Here is a 21,083-nt window from a genome sequence, read left to right on the forward strand (position 1 = left end):
AGGAAGGGCTCGCGGCACCGTGCCGCGAGCCTTTTTCGTGAAAATGGGTGGCGCAAAGATCGGATAAGGCGCCGTCCGGCCCTATCCCGCAATTGCCCGAAAGCGTTCCCCTCGCCTAGAAAGGGGCAATCGATCCCTGGAGACCGTCCGCCCCATGAAAACCATCCTCGCAGCTGCCGCGTTTCTCGCGCTCCCCGACCTCGCCGCCGCAGAGGAGTTCACCCTGCGGATCCAGCACTTCGTCTCCAACAGCTCGTCCAATCCGAAGTACTTCCTCATCCCCTGGGCTGAGAAGATCGAGGCGGAGTCGGGCGGCCGGATCGACGTGGAGATCTACCCCCTCATGCAGCTCGGCGGGAAGGCACAGAGCCAGTACGATCTCATCCGCGACGGAGCCATTGATGCGGGATGGGTCGTTCCGAGCTATCAGCCGGGCCGCTTCCCGGAAGCCGAAGCGCTGGAGCTGCCCTTTCTCACGCCAAAAAGCGCCGAGGTCGCGAGCCGCGCGGCCTGGCATTTTGCCGAAGAGCACCTGATGGACGATTTTGCCGACGTGCGCCTGATCGCGGCGCACATGCACGGCCCCGGTATCGTTCACAAAAAAGGGGGCGCGCTGGAGACCGCGGAGGATTTCGACGGTCTGAAGCTGCGCGGTCCCTCCCGCCCGGCGACGCTCCTGCTCGAGAAACTGGGCGCCGTGCCGATCGGTATGCCGGTGCCGGCCTTCCCCGAAGCGCTGGCGCGCGGGGTTCTCGACGGGGGCGTGATCACGTGGGAGATGGCGCCCTCCCTCAAGCTCGACGAATTGGCGGACAGCCACACCGACGTCGCGGGGGATCGCTCCTTCTACAATCTGTTCTTCATCTGGGCGCTGAACGAGGAATGGTACCAGTCGCTCCCGGAGGACCTGAAGGCCGTGATCGATGCCAATTCCGGTCTGATGGCCAGCGAATGGGCCGGGCGGGCCTATGACCAGGGGGATATCGAAGCCCGGGCCATGCTGGAGGCCGCGGGCAACACTGTCGCCGAACTCGGCGAGGCGGAAACGGAGATCCTGCGCGAGCTTGGCCGCGAGGTGACCGACGCATGGATCGAGGATGCGACCGGGCGAGGGCTTGATGGGGCCGGTCTCGTCGCCGACGCAAGACGGCTGATGGACGCGTCCGAGGCCGAGTAGGGCAAAGCGGGATCACGCCCCGCCCGGCGCCCTCAGGATCGTGACATGCGTGGTGCCCCAGCTACGGGTGTCGAGCAAGTCCCATCCCGGTGGCGCGTCCATCGCGGCGTCCTCCTCCCATGACACGAGCGCGCCCCCGGCGATCCAGCCGCCTGCGAGGGCGGCCTGGAGCGCCTTCGCGCCGAGGTCCTTTCCATAGGGCGGATCGAGAAAGACGAGGGAGGCGGCCGGCCCGGTTCGCTGCCCGAGCTTGAGCGCATCCCGTGCGACGATCTCCGCCTCTTCGCCGAGACGCAGCTTCTCCGCGTTCCGCCGGATCAGGCCGAGCGCGTCGCGCCCCTTCTCCACGAAGATCGTCCGGGCTGCCCCGCGGGACAGCGCCTCGAACCCCATCGCACCCGTTCCGGCGAAGAGATCGAGCACGGTGCTGCCTTCCGAAGGCGCGCCGTGGCCTGCGAAGAGCATGGAGAAGAGGGCCTCCCGCACGCGGTCCGGCGTCGGGCGGAGCCGCAGCGCCTCCGCCGCGCCCTTGCCCGGGCCGGTCAGCGCCGTCCCCCTGAACCGTCCCGCGACGATGCGCATCCCGTCAGGCCATCAGGGTCTTGAGGTCGGTGGATGGGTCCGCCACCGCATCCGGCGCAGGGCTTCTGCCCGCCTCCAGCAGACGCTTGCCGACCATGTAGGCGCGCGGGTCGTTCATCGCCTCGACCGACAGGAGCGTCTCCCCCGAGAAGTACCAATGGGACAGGCCCGAACCATTGCGCACGATCACCCGGTCATGCCTGCCGCCGAGGCCGACGATCTGCAGCTTGGTGTCAAACTGGTCGGACCAGAACCAAGGCATCGGATCGTAGGGCGCGCCGGCGCCGAGCATGTTGCGCGCCGCGGCCTCCGCCTGGTCGATGGCATTCTGCACGCTTTCGAGCCGGATGCGGCGCCCGCGCCACGGGAAGGACGCGCAATCCCCGGCGGACCAGATCGCCGGATCGGACGTCCGGCCCTCCGCGTCCACCGCGATGCCGTTCTCGATCTCGAGGCCGGCCGCCTCGGCCAGCGCGGTGCCGGGGGTGATGCCGATGCCGACCACGACGGCGTCCACGGGGATTTCGGTCGCGTCCGCAAGTTCGTTTCCGCTGACGATCCGCGCCCCCGCAACCCGGCCCGCTTCTTCGTAAAGGCGGTCCAGACCGGCATTCTCCAGGATGTGCACGCCGGCATCCTTGTGCAGATTGCGGACGTATTCGGAGGTTTCCTCGCAGGCCACGCGTCCGAGGATCCGCGCGCCGGCCTCGAGAAGCGTCACGTCCATGCCGAGGGTGCGGGCGACCGCCGCCGCTTCGAGCCCGATATAGCCGCCGCCGACGACGAGAAGATGCCCGCCCGGCCGCACCTCCTGCGCCAGCGCGTCCGCATCGGCGAGGCTGCGCATGGTGAACACGCCGGCGATCCGGCCGCCCATCGCCTCAGGCAGGGTCTTCGGTGTCGAACCGGTGGTCAGCGCGAGTGCGTCGTAGGGGAGGCGCTCGCCGCCTTCGAGCAGGACGTGGCGGGCGTCCCTGTCAATGGCGACGACCCGCGCGCTCATGCGCAGGTCGATGTCCTTGTCGGCGTAATAGCTTTCGGGCCGCAGGAAGAGCCGCTCCCGGTCGAGCTTGCCGAGCAGGTAGCCCTTGGACAGCGGTGGGCGCTGGTAGGGCGGGGCGGGCTCCTCGCCAACGAGCGTGAGGCGGCCGTCATACCCTTCCGCGCGGAGCTTCGCCACGAGGGCGGCGCCGGCCTGACCCGCTCCGATGACCACGATGTCCTGCATGACGCCTCTTCCCTGCTGGCGCGTGAAGAGCAAGATCCTACATGCCCCCCCGTTCGAGAACAACAATGGGACCTTTCGACATGGCCATCACCACAGGCGACACCCTGCCCGGAGCGGCGCTCTTGAGGCTCGGCGAGGAGGGACCGGAGACGGTCCGGCTTGAAGAGAAGCTGAAGGGCCGCAAGGTCGCGATCTTCGCGGTGCCGGGCGCGTTTACCGGCGTCTGCACCACCGCGCACATGCCGAGCTTCATCAGAACCAAGGAGCAGTTCGCCGAGAAGGGCGTCTCCGACGTCCTGTGCATCTGCGTCAACGATCCCTTCGTGGCGCGGGCCTGGGCGGAGGCGACCGGTGCGACGGAGGCCGGGATCGAAGTTCTGGCGGATCCCGAAGGGGCGTATACGGCGGCGATCGGCATGGATTTCACCTCTGCTGCGGCGGGCCTCATAGGGCGCTCACGGCGCTACGCGATGCTTGTCGACGACGGCACGGTCACGGCGCTCCATGTCGAGGAGAGCCCCGGCACCTGCGAGGCGACGGCAGGTGAGGCGCTTCTCGCCGAACTCTGACGCGAGGGCAGACCGCCCGGACCGCCGGGCGGCCTCTGCGCCCGGCCGGCGTCACTCCACATCCCCCGTCGCGGCGACGGTGAAGAAGAGGCGGTTCCTGTCGCTTCTTCTTTCGTAGCTGAGATCCCGGGTCAGGCTGCGGATGAGAAACCATCCGTAGCCCCCCTCCGACAGCTCCTCCAGCGGGCAATCGACGCTCTGCCCGTGGCCGGGGGGCAGAGCGAGGCCCGGCATGGGGGAGCCGCGGTCGATCACGCGACATCTCACATCGCAGCCCGCCCTCACGGTCACGTCGATGGGAGCCGCGAAATCTGGCCGGGCGTGTTCCAGGATGTTGTTCAGCACTTCGGCGAGAACAAGCTCCGTCGAGGTTCTGAGCTCTTCGCAGACCTCCGAGCGATCCATCCACTTCTCGAGGGCGACGAGAAAATCCCGCACGGCGGGGGGATGACTGGCAAGACGTGCGCTCAGGAGCCCGCTGCGGAAGACGGCGATCACCGGGGGCAGGCGCGCCTCTCCATCCGTCCGATGCAGAACCGTCGATGCCGGACAGGGGGCCATCGGCTCAAGCCGCGTCCGTCGCGCCGGCCGTGTCGCGCGCGCTGCCTGGGTCGGGGATCGGGGTCACGATTTCGAACACGGTATCCATGCGCGTCAGCCGGAAGACCTTCTCGACGGCGGGAGTCACCCCCGACAGCATCAACCGGCGGTCCGGCTGGGCGCACTTCAGCACCGCGACGAGCGCGCCGAGGCCGGAACTGTCGAGAAAGCGGACGGAGGACAGATCCAGAAGAACCTCGCGCGGTGCCGCGGACAGAATCTCCCGCATCCTGTCCTTGAAGCCGATGGCGACCGGAGCATCGAGGCGCTCGCAGGTGCAGGCGACGGTATAGGGCACCGCGCCTGAATCGATCTGCAGGTCCATGTCATTCTCCCGTGCGGTGGACGTCGCTGAGAGCCTAGGGCAAGAGCCGTGAAGGACCGGTTAGCAGGAGACGGGCAGGATGGACGATCGCTGCGATTATGACGACCTTGGTAAACGCATTGCGGCCCTGACAGAGGGCGAGACCGACGAGGTCGCGCTGATGGCGACCCTCGCCTGCGAGATCCACCATTCGGACGCGCGCTTCGACTGGACCGGGTTCTACCGCGTCACCGAACCCGGCCTTCTCAAGATCGGGCCGTACCAGGGCGGCCATGGCTGCCTCGTGATCCCGTTCGAACGCGGCGTCTGCGGCGCTGCCGCGCGCACCGGGGAGGTTCAGCTGGTCGAGGACGTGGACGCCTTCCCGGGGCACATCGCCTGCGCGTCCTCCACCCGCTCGGAGATCGTCCTTCCGGTGACGGACGGGGCAGGGCGGCTGATCGCGGTGCTCGATATCGACAGCGACCGGCCCTCCGCCTTCGACGCGCGGGATGCCGAGGCGCTGTCAGCCATTCTCGGATCGGTGTTCGGGGGGCGGGCGCTGACCTGAGGACGCCCTCACCCTTCCCGTGTCGCCCTCGCCCGCTTCAATCCTCCTCGATCCAGATCGCGCCGGTGCGCGCGGGCAGGTTGCCGGTGACGGGGCCCGAGGCGATATCCGGGACGCGGTCGATGGGGGTCTCGAACTCGCCGGGGCCGAAGTTGAAGACGCAGAGCATGCTTTCCTTGACGCCGTCCTTCTCCCCCGAGCGGCGCAGGATCAGGACCTGATCGGTTGCCTTCACCACCGTGCAGCCCGAGCCGCGCAGGGCGGGACGCTTGCGGAACTCGATCAGTCGCCGGAAGAAGGACAGGGCGGAGACGGGGTCGTCCTCCTGCTGCTGCACCGGGATGCCGGCACGGCGCACCATGGAAAGCCAGGGCGTTCCCTCGGTGAACCCGTGATGCGTCTTGTCGTCGTCCCAGGGCATCGGGACGCGGGTGCCGTCCCGACCGGGATGGACGGGGTAGAAGAACCGGTCGTAGAGGTCGATGATCTCGTTCCGGGTCAGGTCCGCCTGCGGCAGACCGAGCTCGTCCCCCTGCCAGAGAATCCACGGTCCCGGCATCGCGGCGGCCACGAGGCCGAGGAACTTGGCGTCTCCGATGGAGCCATCGCCCTGAGCCGTCACGATCCGGGGGGTATCGTGGCAGCCGAAGCAGAAGGCGTAGGCATTGTCCATCTGCCGCTCTTTCAGGACCTTCGCGATGTTCTTCGAACTGATCCCGCCGGCGCTGAACTCGACGCCGTAACAGGCGTCCATCTTCTCCTCGCCGGAATGAAGCTCGCAGAGTTCGACGCCGCGGATCAGGCTGTTCATCTCACCCAGCATGTACATCTCGGGCCCCGCGGCCTTGCGCAGGCGACGGGCGACGTCCTGTCCGCGCTGGGGAAGCATGTCCCACTCGTGAAGCTGCCAGGCGAAGACATTCTCGAGGCCGACCTGCATGGAGGCGCGTTGCTCTTCCGTGGCGGGCGGGTTGTCCTTCAGCTCGGGGTCCGTGATGAACGAGCCGAGCGCGTCGAAGCGGAACCCGTCGATGCCGCGGGCGGCCCAGAAGCGGACGATCTCATTCTGCTGCTCCTTCACCTCGTCATGTTCGAGGTTCAGCGAAGGCTGCGATTCAGCGTATTGGTGCAGGTAGTACTGGCGGCGGTACGGGCTCCACGTCCAGGCGGGACGGCCGAAGATCGTCACCCAGTTGTTGGGCGCCGTGCCGTCGGGCTTCGGATCGCGCCAGACGAACCAGTCGGCGTACTGGTCCTCCCCCTCGACCGATTTCTGGAACCAGGGGTGCTCCGAGCTCACATGGTTCAGAACCTGATCGATCATCACCTTCAGGCCCAGGTCGTGAGCCGTCTCCACCATCTCGTCGAAGTCCTCGAGGGTGCCGAACCGGGGATCGACGGCGAGGTGGTCCGAGATGTCGTAACCGCCGTCCTCCATGGGCGAGCAGTAGAACGGCGCGACCCAGATCGCATCGACGCCGAGGGAGGCGACGTAGGGCAGCTTCTCGGTGATCCCCTTCAGATCCCCTTCGCCGGAACCGGTGCTGTCATAAAAGGATCGCGGGTAGATTTCGTAGATCAGGGGGTTGCTCGGCCACCCGTCCCGCTTCGGTGTGTAACGCTCTGACATCTTGCCCCTGGTCCTGCACTGCTCGGTTGCCGGATCGGGTCCTCTGCCCGTCGGCCCGGCTCATCTAGCGCGCGAGACCCGCGCGTCCCGCGACCGATTGACCGGGGGGGCGGCGGCGAGCGCCGGCCCGAAGACGTGAAGCAGCGAAGCGGCGCGGGACATACGCTTGCACGGACAGCCTCCACGCCCGATACCGGCTGGGCATGGTCCCGGTCCTGTTGGCTCGGCGCACCGCCATTTCGGAGATGTGAGACTTGGACAGCAGGGGACGCACCGCCATCCGGCTCGCAGGGCGCCCGGTATGAGGATCGCGCCGCCTGGCGGTGGGGTCTATACGCCGCCCCACGGCCCTATCCATATCCTCCACGACGATGCCGCGCTTCTCGCCGTCTCCAAGCCGCCGGGACTGCTCTCCGTGCCGGGGAAGACACCGGACCTCGAGGACTGCCTCCTCTCCCGGCTATTTGCCCTGCGCCCCCGCACCCTCATCGTGCACCGCCTCGACCGCGACACCTCGGGCGTCATGGTCTTCGCTCGCACCCCGTCCGCGCAGCGCGACCTCAGCGCTCAGTTCGAGCGACGGGGCGTGTCGAAAACCTATCTCGCGGTCACTTCGGCGCCGCCCGCCCACCGGTCCGGCATCATCGACAGGGCCATGCGGTCCGACTGGCCGAACCGGCCGAAGCAGATGGTGCACCCCGAGGGGCGACGGGCGGTCACGCGGTTCCGGGCCCTCGGCACGGGCGGAGGCGGAACGCTCCTCGCGCTCAGGCCGGAGACCGGCCGCACCCACCAGCTCCGCGTCCACCTCGCGGCCATCGGCTGCCCCATCGACGGCGACCCGCTCTATGGCGGAGCCGCCGCCCCGCGCCTGATGCTGCATGCATGGCGACTGAGGCTGACGCATCCGGTGACGAAGGAGCGGTTATGTCTCACGGCGCCCTTTATGCCCGGGTTCGCCCTGAGGAGGTGATCGGGCGCCCGCTTCGGTCGTCATCGCCATAAAAGAACAGCCTTCCGCCCTGATCGCGGCAGCCGAACGAGCGTCCTGCCCCGGCGCGACCCCGCGAAACGCACCGCCCCCCGGCCGCCCGCACCCCGCCGCCGCCGTTCCCGCCGAAAGGCATGGCGGGATACCGCGCACCCTTTCATCCCCGGCGTGCCGGCATATCTTGCCGGGCGAGACATCACACGACGAAGGGCCAAGCATCATGGCATTGCGCATCAACGACACCGTTCCCGACCTCGCCTTCGAGACGAACGAGGGCCGGATCGAAAGCTTCCACGACTGGATCGGCGACAGCTGGGCGATCCTCTTTTCGCACCCGAAGGACTTCACGCCCGTCTGCACCACCGAGTTCGGGGCCGTGGCGACCCTGAAGGACGAATGGGAGAAGCGCGGCACAAAGGTGATCGGCGTTTCGGTCGATGGCGTTGACGACCACCGCAAGTGGATCGGCGATATCGAGAAGTCGTCCGGCGGATCGGTCTCCTTCCCGATCGTGGCCGATACCGGTCTCGAGGTCTCCAAGGCGTTCGACATGCTGCCCGCCGAGGCCTACCTGCCCGATGGCCGCACCCCGAACGACAGCGCCACCGTGCGCTCCGTCTTCATTATCGGGCCGGACCGGAAGCTGAAGCTGTCGATGACCTACCCGATGACCGTCGGCCGCAACTTCGGCGAGATCGTCCGCGCTCTCGACGCCCTCCAGGCCACCGCGAAGCACGGCGTCGCGACGCCGGCAGACTGGACCGTGGGACAGGACGTGATCATTCCGCCGGCGGTAAACGATGAGGACGCCAAGGCGAAGTTCGGCAGCTTCGATGCCGTCCTGCCCTACCTGCGCAAGACCAAACTCCCGGCCTGACCGGCCGCAAGACCAGCTCGACGCGCGGCGCGGAGGATCAGTCCTCCGCGCCGCCTTCCGTTCGGGAGAGGGGAACCCGGCGGCGATAGGTGGCCACCCGGTAAAGGTAGATCGCCACGATGATGACGACGACGCCGGTCGAGACGGGGTTCAGCCACGCGGAGACGCGCTCGTACTGCGATTCCAGCATGTACCCCGCCACTGCGAGGAGCGACGTCCACGCCACGGTGCCGACGGCGGAGTAGGCGAGGAATTTCGACAGCGGCATTCCGGACACGCCGGCGGGCACGCTGATGAAGGTCCGCACCGTGGGGATCAGGCGGCCGATCAGGACCGCTTCGCCGCCATGCCGCGCGAACCAGTCATTTGCCTGATCGAGCTCGTCCGGGCTGATCGTCAGCCAGCGACCGTGCTTCCGGGTCAGTGTCTTCAGCCGGTCCATCCCGATCTTCTGGCCGATCCAGTACCAGAGCCACGCCCCCGCCAGCGAGCCGAGCGATCCCATGATGATCACGGCGACGATGGACATCTCCCCCCGCGCCGCGTTGAAGCCTGCAAGCGGCATGACGAGCTCGGAGGGGATCGGCGGAAACACGTTCTCCACGAACATGAGGATCGCGACGCCGAACGAGCCGACCGCGTTGATGATACTTGAAATCCAGTCAAACACGTGCGTCCCGTCCTGTTCGTGGTGCGGGCGGTGCCGCTGTCTTGCTCGGGCAACCGTTTCCGAAGGCTGTCAGTTCCGGGCAAGCTTGGCGCGCGCTCCCGATACACTATCGTTGAGACGCCCCTCGACGAACGGGGGACGTGCGAAAGGACAGACGGCCTCATGCCGACACGACCGACCACCCCGACCGTGATCGGCTGGCGCGAACGCGCCGGACTGCCGGATCTCGGCATTCCCGAACTCATCGCCAAGATCGACACCGGCGCCCGGACATCCGCGATCCACGCGACCCGCATCGTTCCCTTCGAGAGAGACGGTGAAGCCTGGGTGCGCTTCCACGTGCCCCATGCCGGTCTGCCGCGCGCCTTCGATTGCGAAGCGGTTTTGCTGGATCGGCGCGAAATCACCAATACGTCGGGAAGTCCCGAGCTGCGCCATGTCATCTCGACAGGGCTCGTCATCGCCGGTCGGCGGTGGAAGATAGAGCTCTCCCTTGCCCATCGCGGCGGGATGCGGCATCCGATCATTCTCGGTCGAACCGCGATCCGGAAGCGAAACATTCTCGTGGATGCCGGCCGGTCTTTCATGACCCGCCCCCGCCCGACGCACAAAGCCAAGTCACCCTCCGACGCGAAGGACGCGATATGAAGCTCGCCATGATGGCCGTTAACCCCAAGCTTTACTCCCATACGCGCCTCGTCGAGGCCGCAGAGGCGCGGGGGCACGAAATCCAGGTGATCAACACGCTGCGCTGTTACATGAACATCGCGTCTCGGCGCCCGGAGGTCTGGTACAACGGGGAGAAGCTGCCCCGCTTCGATGCGGTGATCCCGCGGATCGGCGCGTCCGTAACGTATTACGGCACGGCTGTCCTGCGGCAGTTCGAGATGCAGGGCGTCTTTCCCCTGAACGAGAGCGTCGCCATCGGGCGCAGCCGGGACAAGCTGCGCTCCATGCAGCTCCTTGCGCGGGACGGGATCGGCCTTCCGGTCACGCTCTTCGCCCATGATCCGAAGCAGACCGAGGAGGTGCTGAAGCTCGCAGGTGGCGCGCCGATGGTCATCAAGCTTCTCGAAGGCACGCAAGGGATCGGCGTGGTCCTCGCCGATACCGACCGGTCCGCAAAATCCGTGATCGAGGCGTTCCGCGGCGCCGGCGTGAACATCCTCGTGCAGGAATTCATCAAGGAAGCCGGCGGCACCGACATCCGGGCCCTCGTGGTCGGTGGCAAGGTCGTCGCGGCGATGAAGCGGACCGGGGCCGAAGGCGAGTTCCGTTCCAACCTCCACCGCGGCGGCAGCGCGGCGCAGGTCAAGATCAGCCCGGAGGAGCGCTCGACCGCGATCCGCGCGGCCAAGACGATGGGCCTGAATGTCTGCGGCGTGGACATGCTTCGCTCGAACCACGGCCCCGTCGTGATGGAGGTGAACTCCTCCCCCGGTCTCGAAGGTGTCGAGAAGGCCACCGGCCTCGATATCGCCGGCAAGATCATCGACTTCATCGAACGCACCGCGAAGGAGGGCAAGACGCGCACGAAGGGTCGCGGATGATGCCCAAACGCGGCGATTTCGTCATCGCGGGTCACTCCGTCGCCCCTGGAACGCGGGCGACGGTGGAGTTGCCCGTGGCGGTGATGTCCGACCATACGCCGGTGACGATGTCCGTCCATGTCGTCCATGGGCGCAGGCCCGGCCCGGTGATCTTCGTCTCCGCCGCGATCCACGGCGACGAGGTGATCGGCGTCGAGATCGTGCGGCGACTGCTGAAGTTGCGTCAACTCGGGTCGATCGCCGGGACGATCCTGGCGGTGCCCATCGTGAACACGTTCGGTTTCCTCAACCACTCGCGCTACCTTCCCGACCGGCGCGACCTGAACCGCTCTTTTCCCGGCTCCGCCGGCGGTTCGCTGGCCGCACGGCTCGCGCATCTGTTCCTGACCGAGGTGGTGATGCGGTCCGATATCGGGATCGACCTGCATTCCGCCGCGATCCACCGGATGAACCTGCCGCAGATCCGCATCGCCGGACAGGACGAGCAACTGATGGAGCTCGCGGAGACCTTCGGCGCGCCGGTGATCCTGACGTCCGGCCTGCGGGACGGCTCCCTCCGTGCGGAGGCGGCGAAGCGCGGCCGGCCGATCCTGCTCTACGAGGCGGGGGAGGGCCTGCGTTTCGACGAGATGGGCGCGCGCGCCGGCATGCGCGGCATCTTGCGGGTGATGCACAAGATCGGAATGGTCGGCAGCCGGGGCGTGTCGAAGCCACGCTCCGCGCCGCTGCGCTGCCGCAAGTCCGAATGGCTGAGGGCGCCGCGTGGCGGCCTTCTGCGGGCGTTCCGCACCACTGGAGATATTGTCGGGGAGGGGGACGTGATCGCCGCTGTCGCCGACCCGTTCGGCACCGTGGAGAGCGAGATCCTCGCGCCGCGGAAGGGGATCATCGTCGGTCGGGCCAACATGCCCGTGGTCAACGAGGGGGACGCAATCTTCCACCTTGCCGAGATGCAGTCCATTGCCCGGGCCGAAAGCGCGATGGAGCAATACTCCGCCCAGCTCGAGGCGGACCCCCTCTTCGACGAGGACGAGATCATCTGAAACGCTGCGATCGGACGACGGTTCGCCCTGTCAAGATCAGTTTCAGGAACTTTGTGGACACTTCGGCATTAACGACTCAAAGAGCTGCCAGACTCTGACATTCGATCTGCCCGGAGACATGTGATGATCCCCCGCCGACATTTCCTCGCCACCGCGGCCGCTGCCGCGACGACCCTTCCCGCCGCCGCACGCGCCGCCACCTCCCAGGGCTTCACCCTGCCGGATGTGTACAAGGCGCAGGTCGTGGAGGTTCTTCCCGAGTTCCGCCCCGGCACGCTGCATGTCGATGTGCGGAACAAGGTGATCTACTGGATCACGGGCGAGCGTCAGGCGATCCGGTACGGCGTGGCCGTGGGCGAGCAGGGCCGCAACCTCAGCGGCACCGTCACGGTCGGTCGCAAGGCTGAATGGCCGAGCTGGACGCCGACGGCGAACATGATCCGCCGCGAGCCGAACAAGTACGCCCAGTTCGCTGGCGGGATGCCGGGTGGTCCCGAGAACCCGCTCGGGGCGCGTGCGCTCTATCTCTATCGCAACGGCCGCGACACGATGTACCGCGTCCACGGAACGCCGCAGCCGTGGTCCATCGGCCAGTCCGTCAGCTCCGGCTGCGTCCGTCTGATCAATGCGCATATCGAAGATCTCTACGAGCGGGTGCCTGTCGGAACCCAGGTGACCATTCACTCGTAAGATTTGACAGCTGTCAGATCGAAGAAGGCCGGGGCATCTCCCGGCCTTTTTTCGTGTCGTCTTTCATGTGGTCAGGTTGCCGGCCATGCGGCCCGGCTTGGCGTCAACCGGATCAGTCGTCGAGACGCCGTGCTTCGTCGACCAGCATGATCGGAATGCCGTTGCGAACGGGATAGGCGAGGCCCGCGTTCTTCGAGACGAGCTCCATCGTCTCCGCGTGCCATGCAAGCTGCGCCCCCGTCTGGGGGCATACCAGCGCTTCCAGCATCTTGCGGTCGAAGCCGGGGCTGGACACGTCGCCCTCTTCGGGCCCATCGATCACCGGGCCCGCCTCGGGCCCTCTGATTTCGGTCGTCATTGCAGCATCTCCTCGCCACCGTCGCCCCGCCGTAGCGCAAATTCCATCAGCGTGACCAGAGTTTCCCGGCGCGTCGCCAGGGTCGGTGCCTCCAGAAGGGCCTGCTTCTCCTCCACATCGAAGGGGCAGAGCATGGAGAGCGAGTTGATCAGAAGCTCGTCCTCGGCGTCCTTCAGGCTGTCCCAGTCCGTCGAGAGACCGCGCGCATCGAAGAAGCGATTGAGCTTTGACATGAATTCCGGGCGCGAGAAGCGCGGATCTGTCTCGGCGTGGCCAAGATCGCGGGCGAATGGCGTCCACTCGACATCGGCCGTGAGATAGGGCGCGAAGCTGTCGTTCTCGGACAGGATGCGGAAGCGCGACACGCCGGTAAGCGTGATCATGTAGCGCCCGTCCTCCGTTTCCGAGAAGCCGGTCAGGCGCCCGGAGCATCCGATCCGGTGAAGCTTGCGCGCCTCACCGCCGGGCACCTCGCGAGGCTGGACCATGCCGATGAGACGGTGGGACGTCTTCATCGTATCCTCGAGCATCTGCAGGTAGCGCGGCTCGAAAATATGGAGCGGCAGCCGGGCGCGCGGCAGCAGCAGCGCGCCCGGAAGCGGGAAGATCGGGATCGTCTTTGGAAGGTCGCTGGCTGATAGCATGGCTCAGACCTAGCGGGACGAGGGCGTCAGGCAAATATCATCGAAGAGAGCCGCCGACGGCCCTTCTGTACCACGGGATCCGTCGGCTTGAGGCTGTCGAAGATGGTGAAGAGCTGCGTCTTCGCGGCGCCGTCGTTCCACTCCCGATCGCGCCGGAACAGCTCGAGGAGTTCCTCCACCGCCGCCTCGGTCTCGCCGCCGGCCTGCAACGCCGTCGCCAGGTCGTAGCGGCCCTGATGGTCATCGGGGTTTGCCTCAACCTTTGCGCGCAGGTCGGCGACGGGGCCGGCATTCTCGGCCTGCCGCGCGAGGGCCACCTGTGCGCGGGCCGCTTCGAGGGGGGCGGACTTGAAGATCGCGTCGGGCGCGGTGGACAGAACCCCCTCGGCCTTGTCGATATCGCCCATCGCCAGATGCGCGCGGGCCAGGCCGCCATGGGCCTCGGCGTTCTCCGGCTCCTCGCCGAGCACGGCGGCGAAGGTCTGCGCGGCATCCTCGGCGGCCCCTTCGGCCAGCATCGCCTCCGCAGCCTCGACGGCCTCGGCCAGACCGCCGCCCTCTTCAGCGCCGCCCGCCATGTCGACGAGCCGCTTCACGAAGGCCTGGATCTCGGATTGCTGCACGGCGCCCTGGAAGCCGTCCACGGGTTGCCCCTGGAAGAACGCGTAGACCGTGGGGATCGACTGCACGCGAAGCTGCGCGGCGATCTGCTGGTTCTGGTCGACGTCCACCTTGGCCATGCGGACCTTGCCGCCGGCGGCGCGCACGGCCTCTTCCAGCATCGGGCCCATCGTCTTGCACGGGCCGCACCAAGGCGCCCAGAAATCGACGATGACGGGGATGGTCTGGCTCGCCTCGACCACCTCCGCCATGAAGGTTGCTTCGGTGACGTCGCGGATGACGTCGTCCGCCGTGTTGGCCGCATCCTGCGGCGAATTGCCGAAACCGATCATGGGGATCCTCGCGTGGCGTTGAACGCCGCATTAGATGGAGCAGCAACCCCCGTCTTGCAACCCGGCCGCGTCAGCCCGCGGCCCTGTCAGAGATCGAAACTCGCGAAGACGGGCGCATGGTCCGACGGCTGCTCCCAGCCGCGCACGGGGCGCAGGACGCGGCTCGAATGCGCGGCGCCGGCGATATCCGCGGTGGCCCAGATGTGATCGAGCCGGCGCCCCTTGTCCGCCGCATCCCAGTTCGGGGAGCGGTAGGACCACCAGGAGTAGAGCTGACCGTCGGGGATATGTGCCCGCGTGACGTCGACCCAGCCGCCGGCCTCCTGCGCCTGTCTCAGATGCTCCACCTCGATGGGTGTGTGCGAGACGACCTTGAGGAGCTGTTTGTGGGACCAGACGTCGTCCTCCCGCGGGGCGATGTTCAGATCGCCGACGAGGATCGCCTTTTCGGGACGTTCGGCGCGGAACCAGTCCCTCATCTCGGTGAGGTAGTCGAGCTTCTGGCCGAACTTCACGTTGCGCTCCCGGTCCGGCACGTCGCCGCCCGCCGGGACGTAGAAGTTGTGGATCGTCACGCCGTTCTCGAGCCGCCCGGCAACGTGCCGCGCATGGCCGAGCGAGGCGAAATCCTTGTCCCCCACATCCTCGATGGGCAGTTTCGAGAGGATGGCGACGCCGTTGTACCCCTTCTGACCCCGCGCGATCATGTGGGTGTAGCCAAGCGCATGGAACGTCTCCGCCGGGATCTTCTCCACCGGCGACTTGCACTCCTGCAGGCACAGGATGTCAGGCACTTCCTCCGTCAGCAGCCGCGACACCAGCGCGGCCCGCAGACGGACGGAATTGATGTTCCAGGTGGCGAGGGTGAAGGACATCGGCGCGCGCTCCTCTGGCAAGGCGGGAGGCGCTACGTATCCCCGTCCGGGCGGGAAGGTCTAGCCGGGAGGGTCGGCTCGGGGGCGTCCACCGGTCTGGCCCGCGCAGGAGATGCGGAGCGGCGGCCGGTGAGGGGGCGGCCGCCGCCCTGGAGGGAACCGCGCCGCCCTCTCCGGGCGACGCGCGTGGTCTCTGGCCTCGATCTGCCTCAGGCGACCAGGCGGTATCCGCCGCTTTCGGTCACGAGGAGGCGGGCGTTGGACGGGTCCGGTTCGATCTTCTGGCGGAGGCGGTAGATGTGGGTCTCGAGCGTATGGGTCGTGACCCCCGCATTGTAGCCCCAGACCTCGTGCAGGAGGACATCCCGCGGGACCACCCCCTCGGGGGAGCGGTAGAGGAACTTCAGGATGTTCGTCTCTTTCTCCGTCAGGCGGATCTTGCGGTCGTTCTCGTCGGTCAGGACCTTCATCGAGGGACGGAAGGAATAGGGCCCGAGCTGGAAGATCGCGTCTTCGGACTGCTCGTGCTGCCGAAGCTGGGCCCGGATGCGCGCCAGAAGCACCGGGAACTTGAAGGGCTTGGTCACGTAGTCGTTCGCGCCGGCGTCGAGGCCGAGGATCGTGTCAGCGTCGCTGTCCTGCCCGGTGAGCATCAGGATCGGGCACTTCACCCCCTGCTTGCGCATCCGGCGGCACAGTTCGCGGCCGTCGGTGTCCGGCAGGCCGACATCAAGGATCACGAGATCGTAGAGCCCCTCCTTCGCCTTCTCCATCGCCTGGGCGCCGTCTGCGGCCTCGAACACGTCGAAATCCTCGGTCGACACGAGCTGCTCGCTCAGCGCCTCGCGCAGGTCCTCGTCGTCGTCGACGAGCAGGATCTTCTTGAGCTGTGCCATTACTGCTGCCTCGCATTTTTCCTGTTGTGATCGTGATGTCGGCGTGAAGCGCGGACCCGGCAAGAAATGCTGCAACCATCTCACACCGATGTGTCGCAGAGGTGGATAATGTTTCAAATTGTGTCGGATCGGCATAGGACAGCGACGCAAGACCCCCTGAACGAGCTGTCGCCATGAGCCTTAATCCCACCCCGCTGGAACTCAGAGCCCGCGCTCGCGCCGACCTGCGCCTCGGCCTCGCCGTCGCCCTGCGCTCGAGGGGAGAGACCGCGCTCGTCGCGGCGGTGGAGACGGTCACGGAGACGCGCTTCGAGGGGATGCGGGAGGCCGGCGGCGCGACGCTCGCGATCACGGCCCGGCGGGCGGAGACGCTGAAGGCCCGGGCCTATGACGGCGATCTCGCGCGTCTCGCGTTCCCGCGGACGGCCGGCGTTGCCTGGGCGCGCGCCGTGGCCGACCCGTCCGGGGATCTCGAAACGCCGATGAAGGGCCCGTTCACGTCCGAGCGGGGCGGCGAAGCGACGCTCCACCGGGCCGCCATCGCTCTCGCGAAGGAAGCGCGCCTCCTGCCTGCCGCCCTCGTCCTGCCGCTAGAGGGGGCGGCCCCGGAGGATGTCACGCTGCTCGATCTCGACGTCGCGCCGGCCCGCCATGGCCCGCCGGACTTCGACCGTGTCGTGTCTGCGCGCCTTCCGATGGCCCTCGCCGGGGCAGGGCGCCTCCATGTCTTCCGGCCGACCGATGGCAGCGAGGAGCACTACGCCATCGCTGTCGGAAAACCGGACCCCGCACGGCCCGTGCTCACGCGTCTGCACTCCGCCTGCTTCACCGGCGATCTCCTCGGCTCCCTCAAGTGCGATTGCGGTCCCCAGCTCCGCGGCGCGCTGGCCGCGATGGGAGAGGAGGGGGCTGGCATCCTGCTCTATCTCAACCAGGAAGGCCGCGGCATCGGACTGGCCAACAAGATGAGGGCCTACGCCCTTCAGGATCAGGGCTTCGATACCGTGGAGGCGAACCACCGCCTCGGCTTCGAGGACGACGAGCGGGACTTCCGCATCGGCGCGGCGCTCCTCGATCGCCTCGGGATCCCGGCAGTGCGGCTGATGACGAACAACCCCGCCAAGGTGCGGATGATGGAGGATTGCGGCGTGACGGTGACCGAACGCGTCCCCCTGATCCGCGGCGCGACGGCGGAAAACGCAGCCTATCTCGCGACGAAGGCTGCCAAGTCGGGGCACCTCTTGTGAGCCCCCGCGACCTCGTCCTGACGCCCCGGGGCTTGCGGTTCGCCGGACGCCTCTGGCCCTGCAGCATCGGCAGGGGCGGCGTCACGGGACAGAAACGCGAGGGAGACGGCGCAACGCCCCGCGGCACGCACCGCGTCGTCGGCATGGCCTATCGCCCGGACCGCATCCCGCGCCCGGCGCACTGGGCGAGACCGATCGGTGCCCGCGACCTCTGGTGCGACGATCCGGGGCACCCGGCCTATAACCGCCCGGTGCGCGCGCCCTTCGATGCTTCACATGAAACACTGCGCCGGGCGGACCCGCTCTACGATCTCGTCCTGATCGTGGATTGGAACCTGACCGCGCCTGTCCCTGGCGGCGGCTCCGCGATCTTCATCCACCAATGGAGACGTCCGGGCTATCCGACGGAGGGCTGCATCGCGCTGGAGCGGACAGATCTTCACGAGATCGCCGGCCGCATCCGTCCCGGCGCACGGCTGATCGTCCCTTAGGCGCCCATGGTCGGCGGCCATGGCCGGGCGGCATCCGCGTCGCCCCACGCCACGACCCAAGGGGGCAGCTCCGGCGAGGCGCCGAGACCGAGCTCGCTCGCCACCTCCGTCGCCGCCTTCATCCGCCCGCCTGCGAGGATGGCGACCCGCAGGAGCGCGTGGCTTGCGCAGTCGCCCCGGCTCCACGCGCCCTGCTCGACATAGAGGAACCGCGCGTCCCAGCCGATCACGCGGGAGCGCAGTTCGAACCGCTGGAACATGGTCAGCCGCTTGCGATACCGCACGCTCGCGCCGGCAATCGCAGCCCCCCAGCCATGCTCCCGCATCCGCTTCACGGCGCCCGACCGGGTGAACAGCCCGATCCGTCCGAGATCATAGAGCGTCAGCGTCCGCCCGTTGTTCAGTTCCTTCCAGGGATCGATGTCCCACGGCAGCACGACGTGGTGGGAGACATGCATACCGTCCATGCCGAGCGGCGGCATGCGGCGGGCGCGCAGAACTTCTCTGGCAAGGCGGACAAGGGGATACATGTCACCGACCTGTCCTGCGCCCCGGCGAGCGGTCAAGCGTGACGACGCGTCGAATTGCGCAGGTCCCGCTGTTGCGCGGCCGGGCCCGCGGGCTTACCTACGACCGGCCCGAACATGCCATGCCCGAGGAGCCGTCCTGCCCATGTACGCGATCTACGAGATTCTCCAGCTCATCCTCGGCGCGATCTACTTCATCATGATCGTCCACATCATCATGAGCTGGCTGCTCAATTTCGACGTGCTGAACTATCGCCAGCCCCTCGTCGGCTCGATCTGGACGGGTCTGAACAAGCTTCTCGAGCCGGTCTATACGCCGATCCGCCGTGTTCTCCCGGATACCAGCCCGCTGGACCTCGCGCCCCTCGTGGCCTTCCTGATCGTGATCGCGCTTCGCACGATCATCCTGCCTGCTGCCTTCGGCCTGCGCTGACGTCATCCTCCGCGGAATACTCCGGGGGGAAGCTGCCGCGCCGCAGACGGGGGCGCTCTTGCCCCTTCCGCGCCCGCGTGTGACAGAAGGCCCGCCCCTCCCAGACCCCGGCTCCCCATAGCATGACCGGCACAGCAGACCTTCTTCGTTCCGTCTTCGGATTCGACGATTTCCGCCCCGGTCAGGGGGAGATCGTGACCGCCGTGGCGGAGGGGGAGAACGTCCTCGCCATCATGCCGACGGGTGGCGGGAAATCCCTCTGCTACCAGCTTCCCGCGCTCGTCCGGGATGGTCTCACGGTCGTCGTCTCCCCCCTCATCGCGCTCATGCGAGATCAGGTCCGCGCACTGAAGGCCGCCGGCGTCGAGGCCGGTGCGATCACGTCGGCCAGCACGGAGGAGGAGCGGGACGAGATCTGGCGCGGCCTGGAGGAGGGCACGCTCAAGCTCCTCTACCTCGCGCCCGAACGGCTGGGGTCGGCCGGGACGGAGCGAATGCTCCGGCGCGCGGGCGTCTCCCTCATCGCGGTGGACGAGGCGCATTGCGTCAGCCAGTGGGGCCACGATTTCCGCCCCGATTACCTCCGCATCGGCGCCTTGCGCGAAAGCCTCGGCGTGCCGCTGGCCGCCTTCACGGCGACCGCCGATGCCGAGACAAGGGCGGAGATCGTCACCCGCCTCTTCGCCGGGATCGAGCCCGTCACGTTCCTGCGGGGCTTCGACCGGCCGAACATCCACCTCGCCTTTGCCGCCAAGAACAGCCCCCGTCGCCAGATCCTCGATTTCGCCGCCGCCCGTCCGGGACGTGCCGGCATCGTCTATTGCGGCACCCGTGCGAAGACGGAATCCCTGTCGCAGGCCCTGCGGGAGGCCGGCCACGAGGCCTGCTGCTACCATGGAGGGATGGACGCGGAGCCCAGGCGCCACGTGGAGGAGCGGTTCCAGACGGAGGACGGCCTGATCGTCGTCGCCACGGTCGCCTTCGGAATGGGCGTGGACAAGCCGGACATCCGCTGGGTCGCCCACGCCGACCTGCCGAAGAGCATCGAAGCGTATTACCAGGAGATCGGCCGCGCCGGGCGGGACGGTGCGCCGGCCGAAACCCTGACGCTGTTCGGCGCCGATGACATCCGCCTCCGCCGCAGCCAGATCGACGAGGGCCTCGCTCCGCCCGAGCGCAAGGAAGCCGATCACGGGCGGCTGAATGCCCTGCTCGGACTGGCCGAAGCCCTCGAATGCCGCCGCCGCACGCTCCTCGGCTATTTCGGGGAGGAGGTGGATGCGCCCTGCGGCAATTGCGATCTGTGCGACAAGCCTCCGGCGACGTTCGACGGCACCGACGCCGTCCGCAAGGCGCTCTCGGCGATCCTGCGCACCGGCGAGAGTTTCGGCGCGGGACACCTGATCGACATCCTCACCGGCAACGAGACCGACAAGATCCGCCAGCGGCAGCATGACGCGCTCCCGACCTTCGGCGTCGGCCGTGACCTCGGCAAACCGCAATGGACCGCCGTCTTTCGCCAGATGATGGGCCGGGACCTTGTCCGCCCCGATCCGACGCGCCACGGCGCGCTGCGGATGACCGAGGCCGCGCGGCCCGTGCTGCGCGGCGAGGCGCCCGTCACGCTCCGCCGGGACGCCATGGAACGCAAATCCTCCGGCCCCGTCGTGCGTGCGCTGGTCGCCGATGAGGATGCGCCGCTCCTGTCCGCCCTCAAGGCCAAGCGTCGTGCGCTGGCGGAGGCGCAGCGCGTCCCGGCCTATGTCGTCTTCAACGACCGGACCCTGATCGAGATGGCGCAGACCCGGCCCGAGAGCCTCGACGCGATGGCCCGGATCGGCGGTGTGGGGGAGAAGAAACTCGAGCGCTACGGTGCCGAGTTCTTGTCCGTCATCGCCGGCGAACGGGCGCCCGATGCGCTCCACCCCCAGCGCATGCGCCTGGCCGGCCGCCCCGAGGGGGAGCTCTTCGACCGCCTCCAGGACGTTCAACTCCGCCTTGCCCGTGGGGAGGACGGCTCCGGCAAGTACCTGACCCTCTCTCCCGCAATCCTGCGCCGTATCGCCGAGCGCCGGCCCGCGAGCCTCGATGATCTGGAGCGCGTGCCGGGAATGGATGCCGCCAAGACCGAGCGCTTCGGAGCCGCTCTCCTGTCCGAGATCGACGCCGGGGCCTGA

General features: G+C 67.7%; 25 protein-coding genes. 13 read left to right on the forward strand and 12 right to left on the reverse strand.

Going from position 1 to position 21,083, the window contains the following annotated elements:
- Positions 1 to 154: 154 nt before the first annotated feature.
- The gene (locus DQG15_RS10355; protein WP_116085035.1) at positions 155 to 1,177 is read left to right on the forward strand and encodes a TRAP transporter substrate-binding protein; all 1,023 of its coding nucleotides are present in this window, start codon (positions 155 to 157) and stop codon (positions 1,175 to 1,177) included.
- 12 nt (positions 1,178 to 1,189) lie between these two features.
- On the opposite strand, the gene DQG15_RS10360 is transcribed toward DQG15_RS10355, so the two are convergent.
- Together DQG15_RS10360 and DQG15_RS10365 are read right to left on the reverse strand one after the other, a co-directional pair.
- Positions 1,190 to 1,759: an RsmD family RNA methyltransferase gene (locus tag DQG15_RS10360; protein ID WP_116085037.1), complete on the reverse strand. Its 570-nt coding sequence runs from the start codon at positions 1,757 to 1,759 to the stop codon at positions 1,190 to 1,192.
- A 4-nt stretch (positions 1,760 to 1,763) separates the two neighbouring features.
- On the reverse strand, positions 1,764 to 2,987 hold the full coding sequence (locus tag DQG15_RS10365; RefSeq protein ID WP_116085038.1) for an NAD(P)/FAD-dependent oxidoreductase: 1,224 nt from the start codon (positions 2,985 to 2,987) through the stop codon (positions 1,764 to 1,766).
- Positions 2,988 to 3,067: 80 nt separating this feature from the next.
- On the opposite strand from DQG15_RS10365, the gene DQG15_RS10370 reads away from it, so the two are divergent.
- Positions 3,068 to 3,556 (forward strand): peroxiredoxin, encoded by a 489-nt coding sequence (locus DQG15_RS10370; RefSeq protein ID WP_116085573.1) that lies wholly within the window; start codon positions 3,068 to 3,070, stop codon positions 3,554 to 3,556.
- Between the two features lie 51 nt (positions 3,557 to 3,607).
- On the opposite strand, the gene DQG15_RS10375 is transcribed toward DQG15_RS10370, so the two are convergent.
- Positions 3,608 to 4,117: an ATP-binding protein gene (locus tag DQG15_RS10375; protein WP_116085040.1), complete on the reverse strand. Its 510-nt coding sequence runs from the start codon at positions 4,115 to 4,117 to the stop codon at positions 3,608 to 3,610.
- 4 nt (positions 4,118 to 4,121) lie between these two features.
- The gene (locus tag DQG15_RS10380) at positions 4,122 to 4,481 is read right to left on the reverse strand and encodes an STAS domain-containing protein (protein WP_116085041.1); all 360 of its coding nucleotides are present in this window, start codon (positions 4,479 to 4,481) and stop codon (positions 4,122 to 4,124) included.
- A gap of 79 nt (positions 4,482 to 4,560) precedes the next feature.
- Here DQG15_RS10380 and DQG15_RS10385 point away from each other — a divergent pair, with 79 nt between their 5' ends.
- Positions 4,561 to 5,031, forward strand: a complete 471-nt coding sequence (locus tag DQG15_RS10385) for a GAF domain-containing protein (RefSeq protein WP_116085043.1) — start codon at positions 4,561 to 4,563, stop codon at positions 5,029 to 5,031.
- A 37-nt stretch (positions 5,032 to 5,068) separates the two neighbouring features.
- Here DQG15_RS10385 and DQG15_RS10390 read toward each other — a convergent pair whose 3' ends face one another.
- Positions 5,069 to 6,661 (reverse strand): alpha-amylase family glycosyl hydrolase, encoded by a 1,593-nt coding sequence (locus DQG15_RS10390; RefSeq protein ID WP_116085044.1) that lies wholly within the window; start codon positions 6,659 to 6,661, stop codon positions 5,069 to 5,071.
- A gap of 301 nt (positions 6,662 to 6,962) precedes the next feature.
- On the opposite strand from DQG15_RS10390, the gene DQG15_RS10395 reads away from it, so the two are divergent.
- Both DQG15_RS10395 and DQG15_RS10400 read left to right on the forward strand, forming a co-directional pair.
- Positions 6,963 to 7,634, forward strand: coding sequence for an RluA family pseudouridine synthase (locus tag DQG15_RS10395; RefSeq protein WP_116085046.1), 672 nt, complete (start codon positions 6,963 to 6,965; stop codon positions 7,632 to 7,634).
- Positions 7,635 to 7,872: 238 nt separating this feature from the next.
- Positions 7,873 to 8,529 (forward strand): peroxiredoxin, encoded by a 657-nt coding sequence (locus DQG15_RS10400; RefSeq protein WP_116085047.1) that lies wholly within the window; start codon positions 7,873 to 7,875, stop codon positions 8,527 to 8,529.
- 37 nt (positions 8,530 to 8,566) lie between these two features.
- Here the strand turns inward: DQG15_RS10400 and DQG15_RS10405 are convergent, their stop codons facing one another.
- Entirely contained in the window at positions 8,567 to 9,199 is a 633-nt protein-coding gene (locus DQG15_RS10405) for a DedA family protein (protein WP_116085049.1), read from the reverse strand.
- Positions 9,200 to 9,361: 162 nt separating this feature from the next.
- Here DQG15_RS10405 and DQG15_RS10410 point away from each other — a divergent pair, with 162 nt between their 5' ends.
- The 4 genes from DQG15_RS10410 to DQG15_RS10425 all read left to right on the forward strand — a co-directional run bounded on the left by DQG15_RS10410 (position 9,362) and on the right by DQG15_RS10425 (position 12,482).
- On the forward strand, positions 9,362 to 9,847 hold the full coding sequence (locus DQG15_RS10410; protein ID WP_116085051.1) for a RimK/LysX family protein: 486 nt from the start codon (positions 9,362 to 9,364) through the stop codon (positions 9,845 to 9,847).
- Positions 9,844 to 10,749 (forward strand): 30S ribosomal protein S6--L-glutamate ligase, encoded by a 906-nt coding sequence (gene rimK, locus DQG15_RS10415; protein ID WP_116085052.1) that lies wholly within the window; start codon positions 9,844 to 9,846, stop codon positions 10,747 to 10,749. Before DQG15_RS10410 ends, rimK begins: the two co-directional genes overlap by 4 nt.
- Positions 10,749 to 11,792 carry a succinylglutamate desuccinylase/aspartoacylase family protein gene (locus DQG15_RS10420; RefSeq protein ID WP_116085575.1) on the forward strand — a complete coding sequence of 348 codons (1,044 nt, stop codon included), beginning with the start codon at positions 10,749 to 10,751 and terminating at the stop codon, positions 11,790 to 11,792. The genes rimK and DQG15_RS10420 overlap by 1 nt, the downstream gene beginning before the upstream one ends.
- A gap of 123 nt (positions 11,793 to 11,915) precedes the next feature.
- Positions 11,916 to 12,482: a L,D-transpeptidase gene (locus DQG15_RS10425; protein WP_116085054.1), complete on the forward strand. Its 567-nt coding sequence runs from the start codon at positions 11,916 to 11,918 to the stop codon at positions 12,480 to 12,482.
- Between the two features lie 112 nt (positions 12,483 to 12,594).
- Here DQG15_RS10425 and DQG15_RS18605 read toward each other — a convergent pair whose 3' ends face one another.
- From DQG15_RS18605 to DQG15_RS10450, 5 genes are all read right to left on the reverse strand, one after another.
- On the reverse strand, positions 12,595 to 12,750 hold the full coding sequence (locus tag DQG15_RS18605; protein ID WP_232830824.1) for a Trm112 family protein: 156 nt from the start codon (positions 12,748 to 12,750) through the stop codon (positions 12,595 to 12,597).
- 86 nt (positions 12,751 to 12,836) lie between these two features.
- Complete coding sequence (locus DQG15_RS10435) at positions 12,837 to 13,484, reverse strand: LON peptidase substrate-binding domain-containing protein (protein ID WP_116085058.1); 648 nt, start codon at positions 13,482 to 13,484, stop codon at positions 12,837 to 12,839.
- Between the two features lie 26 nt (positions 13,485 to 13,510).
- Entirely contained in the window at positions 13,511 to 14,437 is a 927-nt protein-coding gene (gene trxA, locus DQG15_RS10440; protein WP_116085059.1) for a thioredoxin, read from the reverse strand.
- Between the two features lie 86 nt (positions 14,438 to 14,523).
- Positions 14,524 to 15,312: an exodeoxyribonuclease III gene (locus DQG15_RS10445; protein WP_116085061.1), complete on the reverse strand. Its 789-nt coding sequence runs from the start codon at positions 15,310 to 15,312 to the stop codon at positions 14,524 to 14,526.
- Between the two features lie 209 nt (positions 15,313 to 15,521).
- Positions 15,522 to 16,208, reverse strand: coding sequence for a response regulator transcription factor (locus DQG15_RS10450; RefSeq protein ID WP_116085063.1), 687 nt, complete (start codon positions 16,206 to 16,208; stop codon positions 15,522 to 15,524).
- A gap of 173 nt (positions 16,209 to 16,381) precedes the next feature.
- On the opposite strand from DQG15_RS10450, the gene ribA reads away from it, so the two are divergent.
- Positions 16,382 to 17,455, forward strand: a complete 1,074-nt coding sequence (gene ribA, locus DQG15_RS10455) for a GTP cyclohydrolase II (protein WP_116085064.1) — start codon at positions 16,382 to 16,384, stop codon at positions 17,453 to 17,455.
- Entirely contained in the window at positions 17,452 to 17,946 is a 495-nt protein-coding gene (locus tag DQG15_RS10460) for a L,D-transpeptidase (protein ID WP_116085066.1), read from the forward strand. Before ribA ends, DQG15_RS10460 begins: the two co-directional genes overlap by 4 nt.
- Here DQG15_RS10460 and DQG15_RS10465 read toward each other — a convergent pair.
- Complete coding sequence (locus DQG15_RS10465) at positions 17,943 to 18,476, reverse strand: acyl-CoA thioesterase (protein ID WP_116085068.1); 534 nt, start codon at positions 18,474 to 18,476, stop codon at positions 17,943 to 17,945. The genes DQG15_RS10460 and DQG15_RS10465 overlap by 4 nt on opposite strands.
- Before the next feature lie 142 nt (positions 18,477 to 18,618).
- Here DQG15_RS10465 and DQG15_RS10470 point away from each other — a divergent pair, with 142 nt between their 5' ends.
- Positions 18,619 to 18,906, forward strand: coding sequence for a YggT family protein (locus DQG15_RS10470; RefSeq protein WP_116085070.1), 288 nt, complete (start codon positions 18,619 to 18,621; stop codon positions 18,904 to 18,906).
- A gap of 122 nt (positions 18,907 to 19,028) precedes the next feature.
- Positions 19,029 to 21,083 carry a DNA helicase RecQ gene (gene recQ, locus DQG15_RS10475; protein WP_116085071.1) on the forward strand — a complete coding sequence of 685 codons (2,055 nt, stop codon included), beginning with the start codon at positions 19,029 to 19,031 and terminating at the stop codon, positions 21,081 to 21,083.

Source organism: Tropicimonas sp. IMCC34011 (genome assembly GCF_003390865.1).
In the GTDB taxonomy this organism is placed as follows: Bacteria; Pseudomonadota; Alphaproteobacteria; order Rhodobacterales; family Rhodobacteraceae; genus Tropicimonas_B.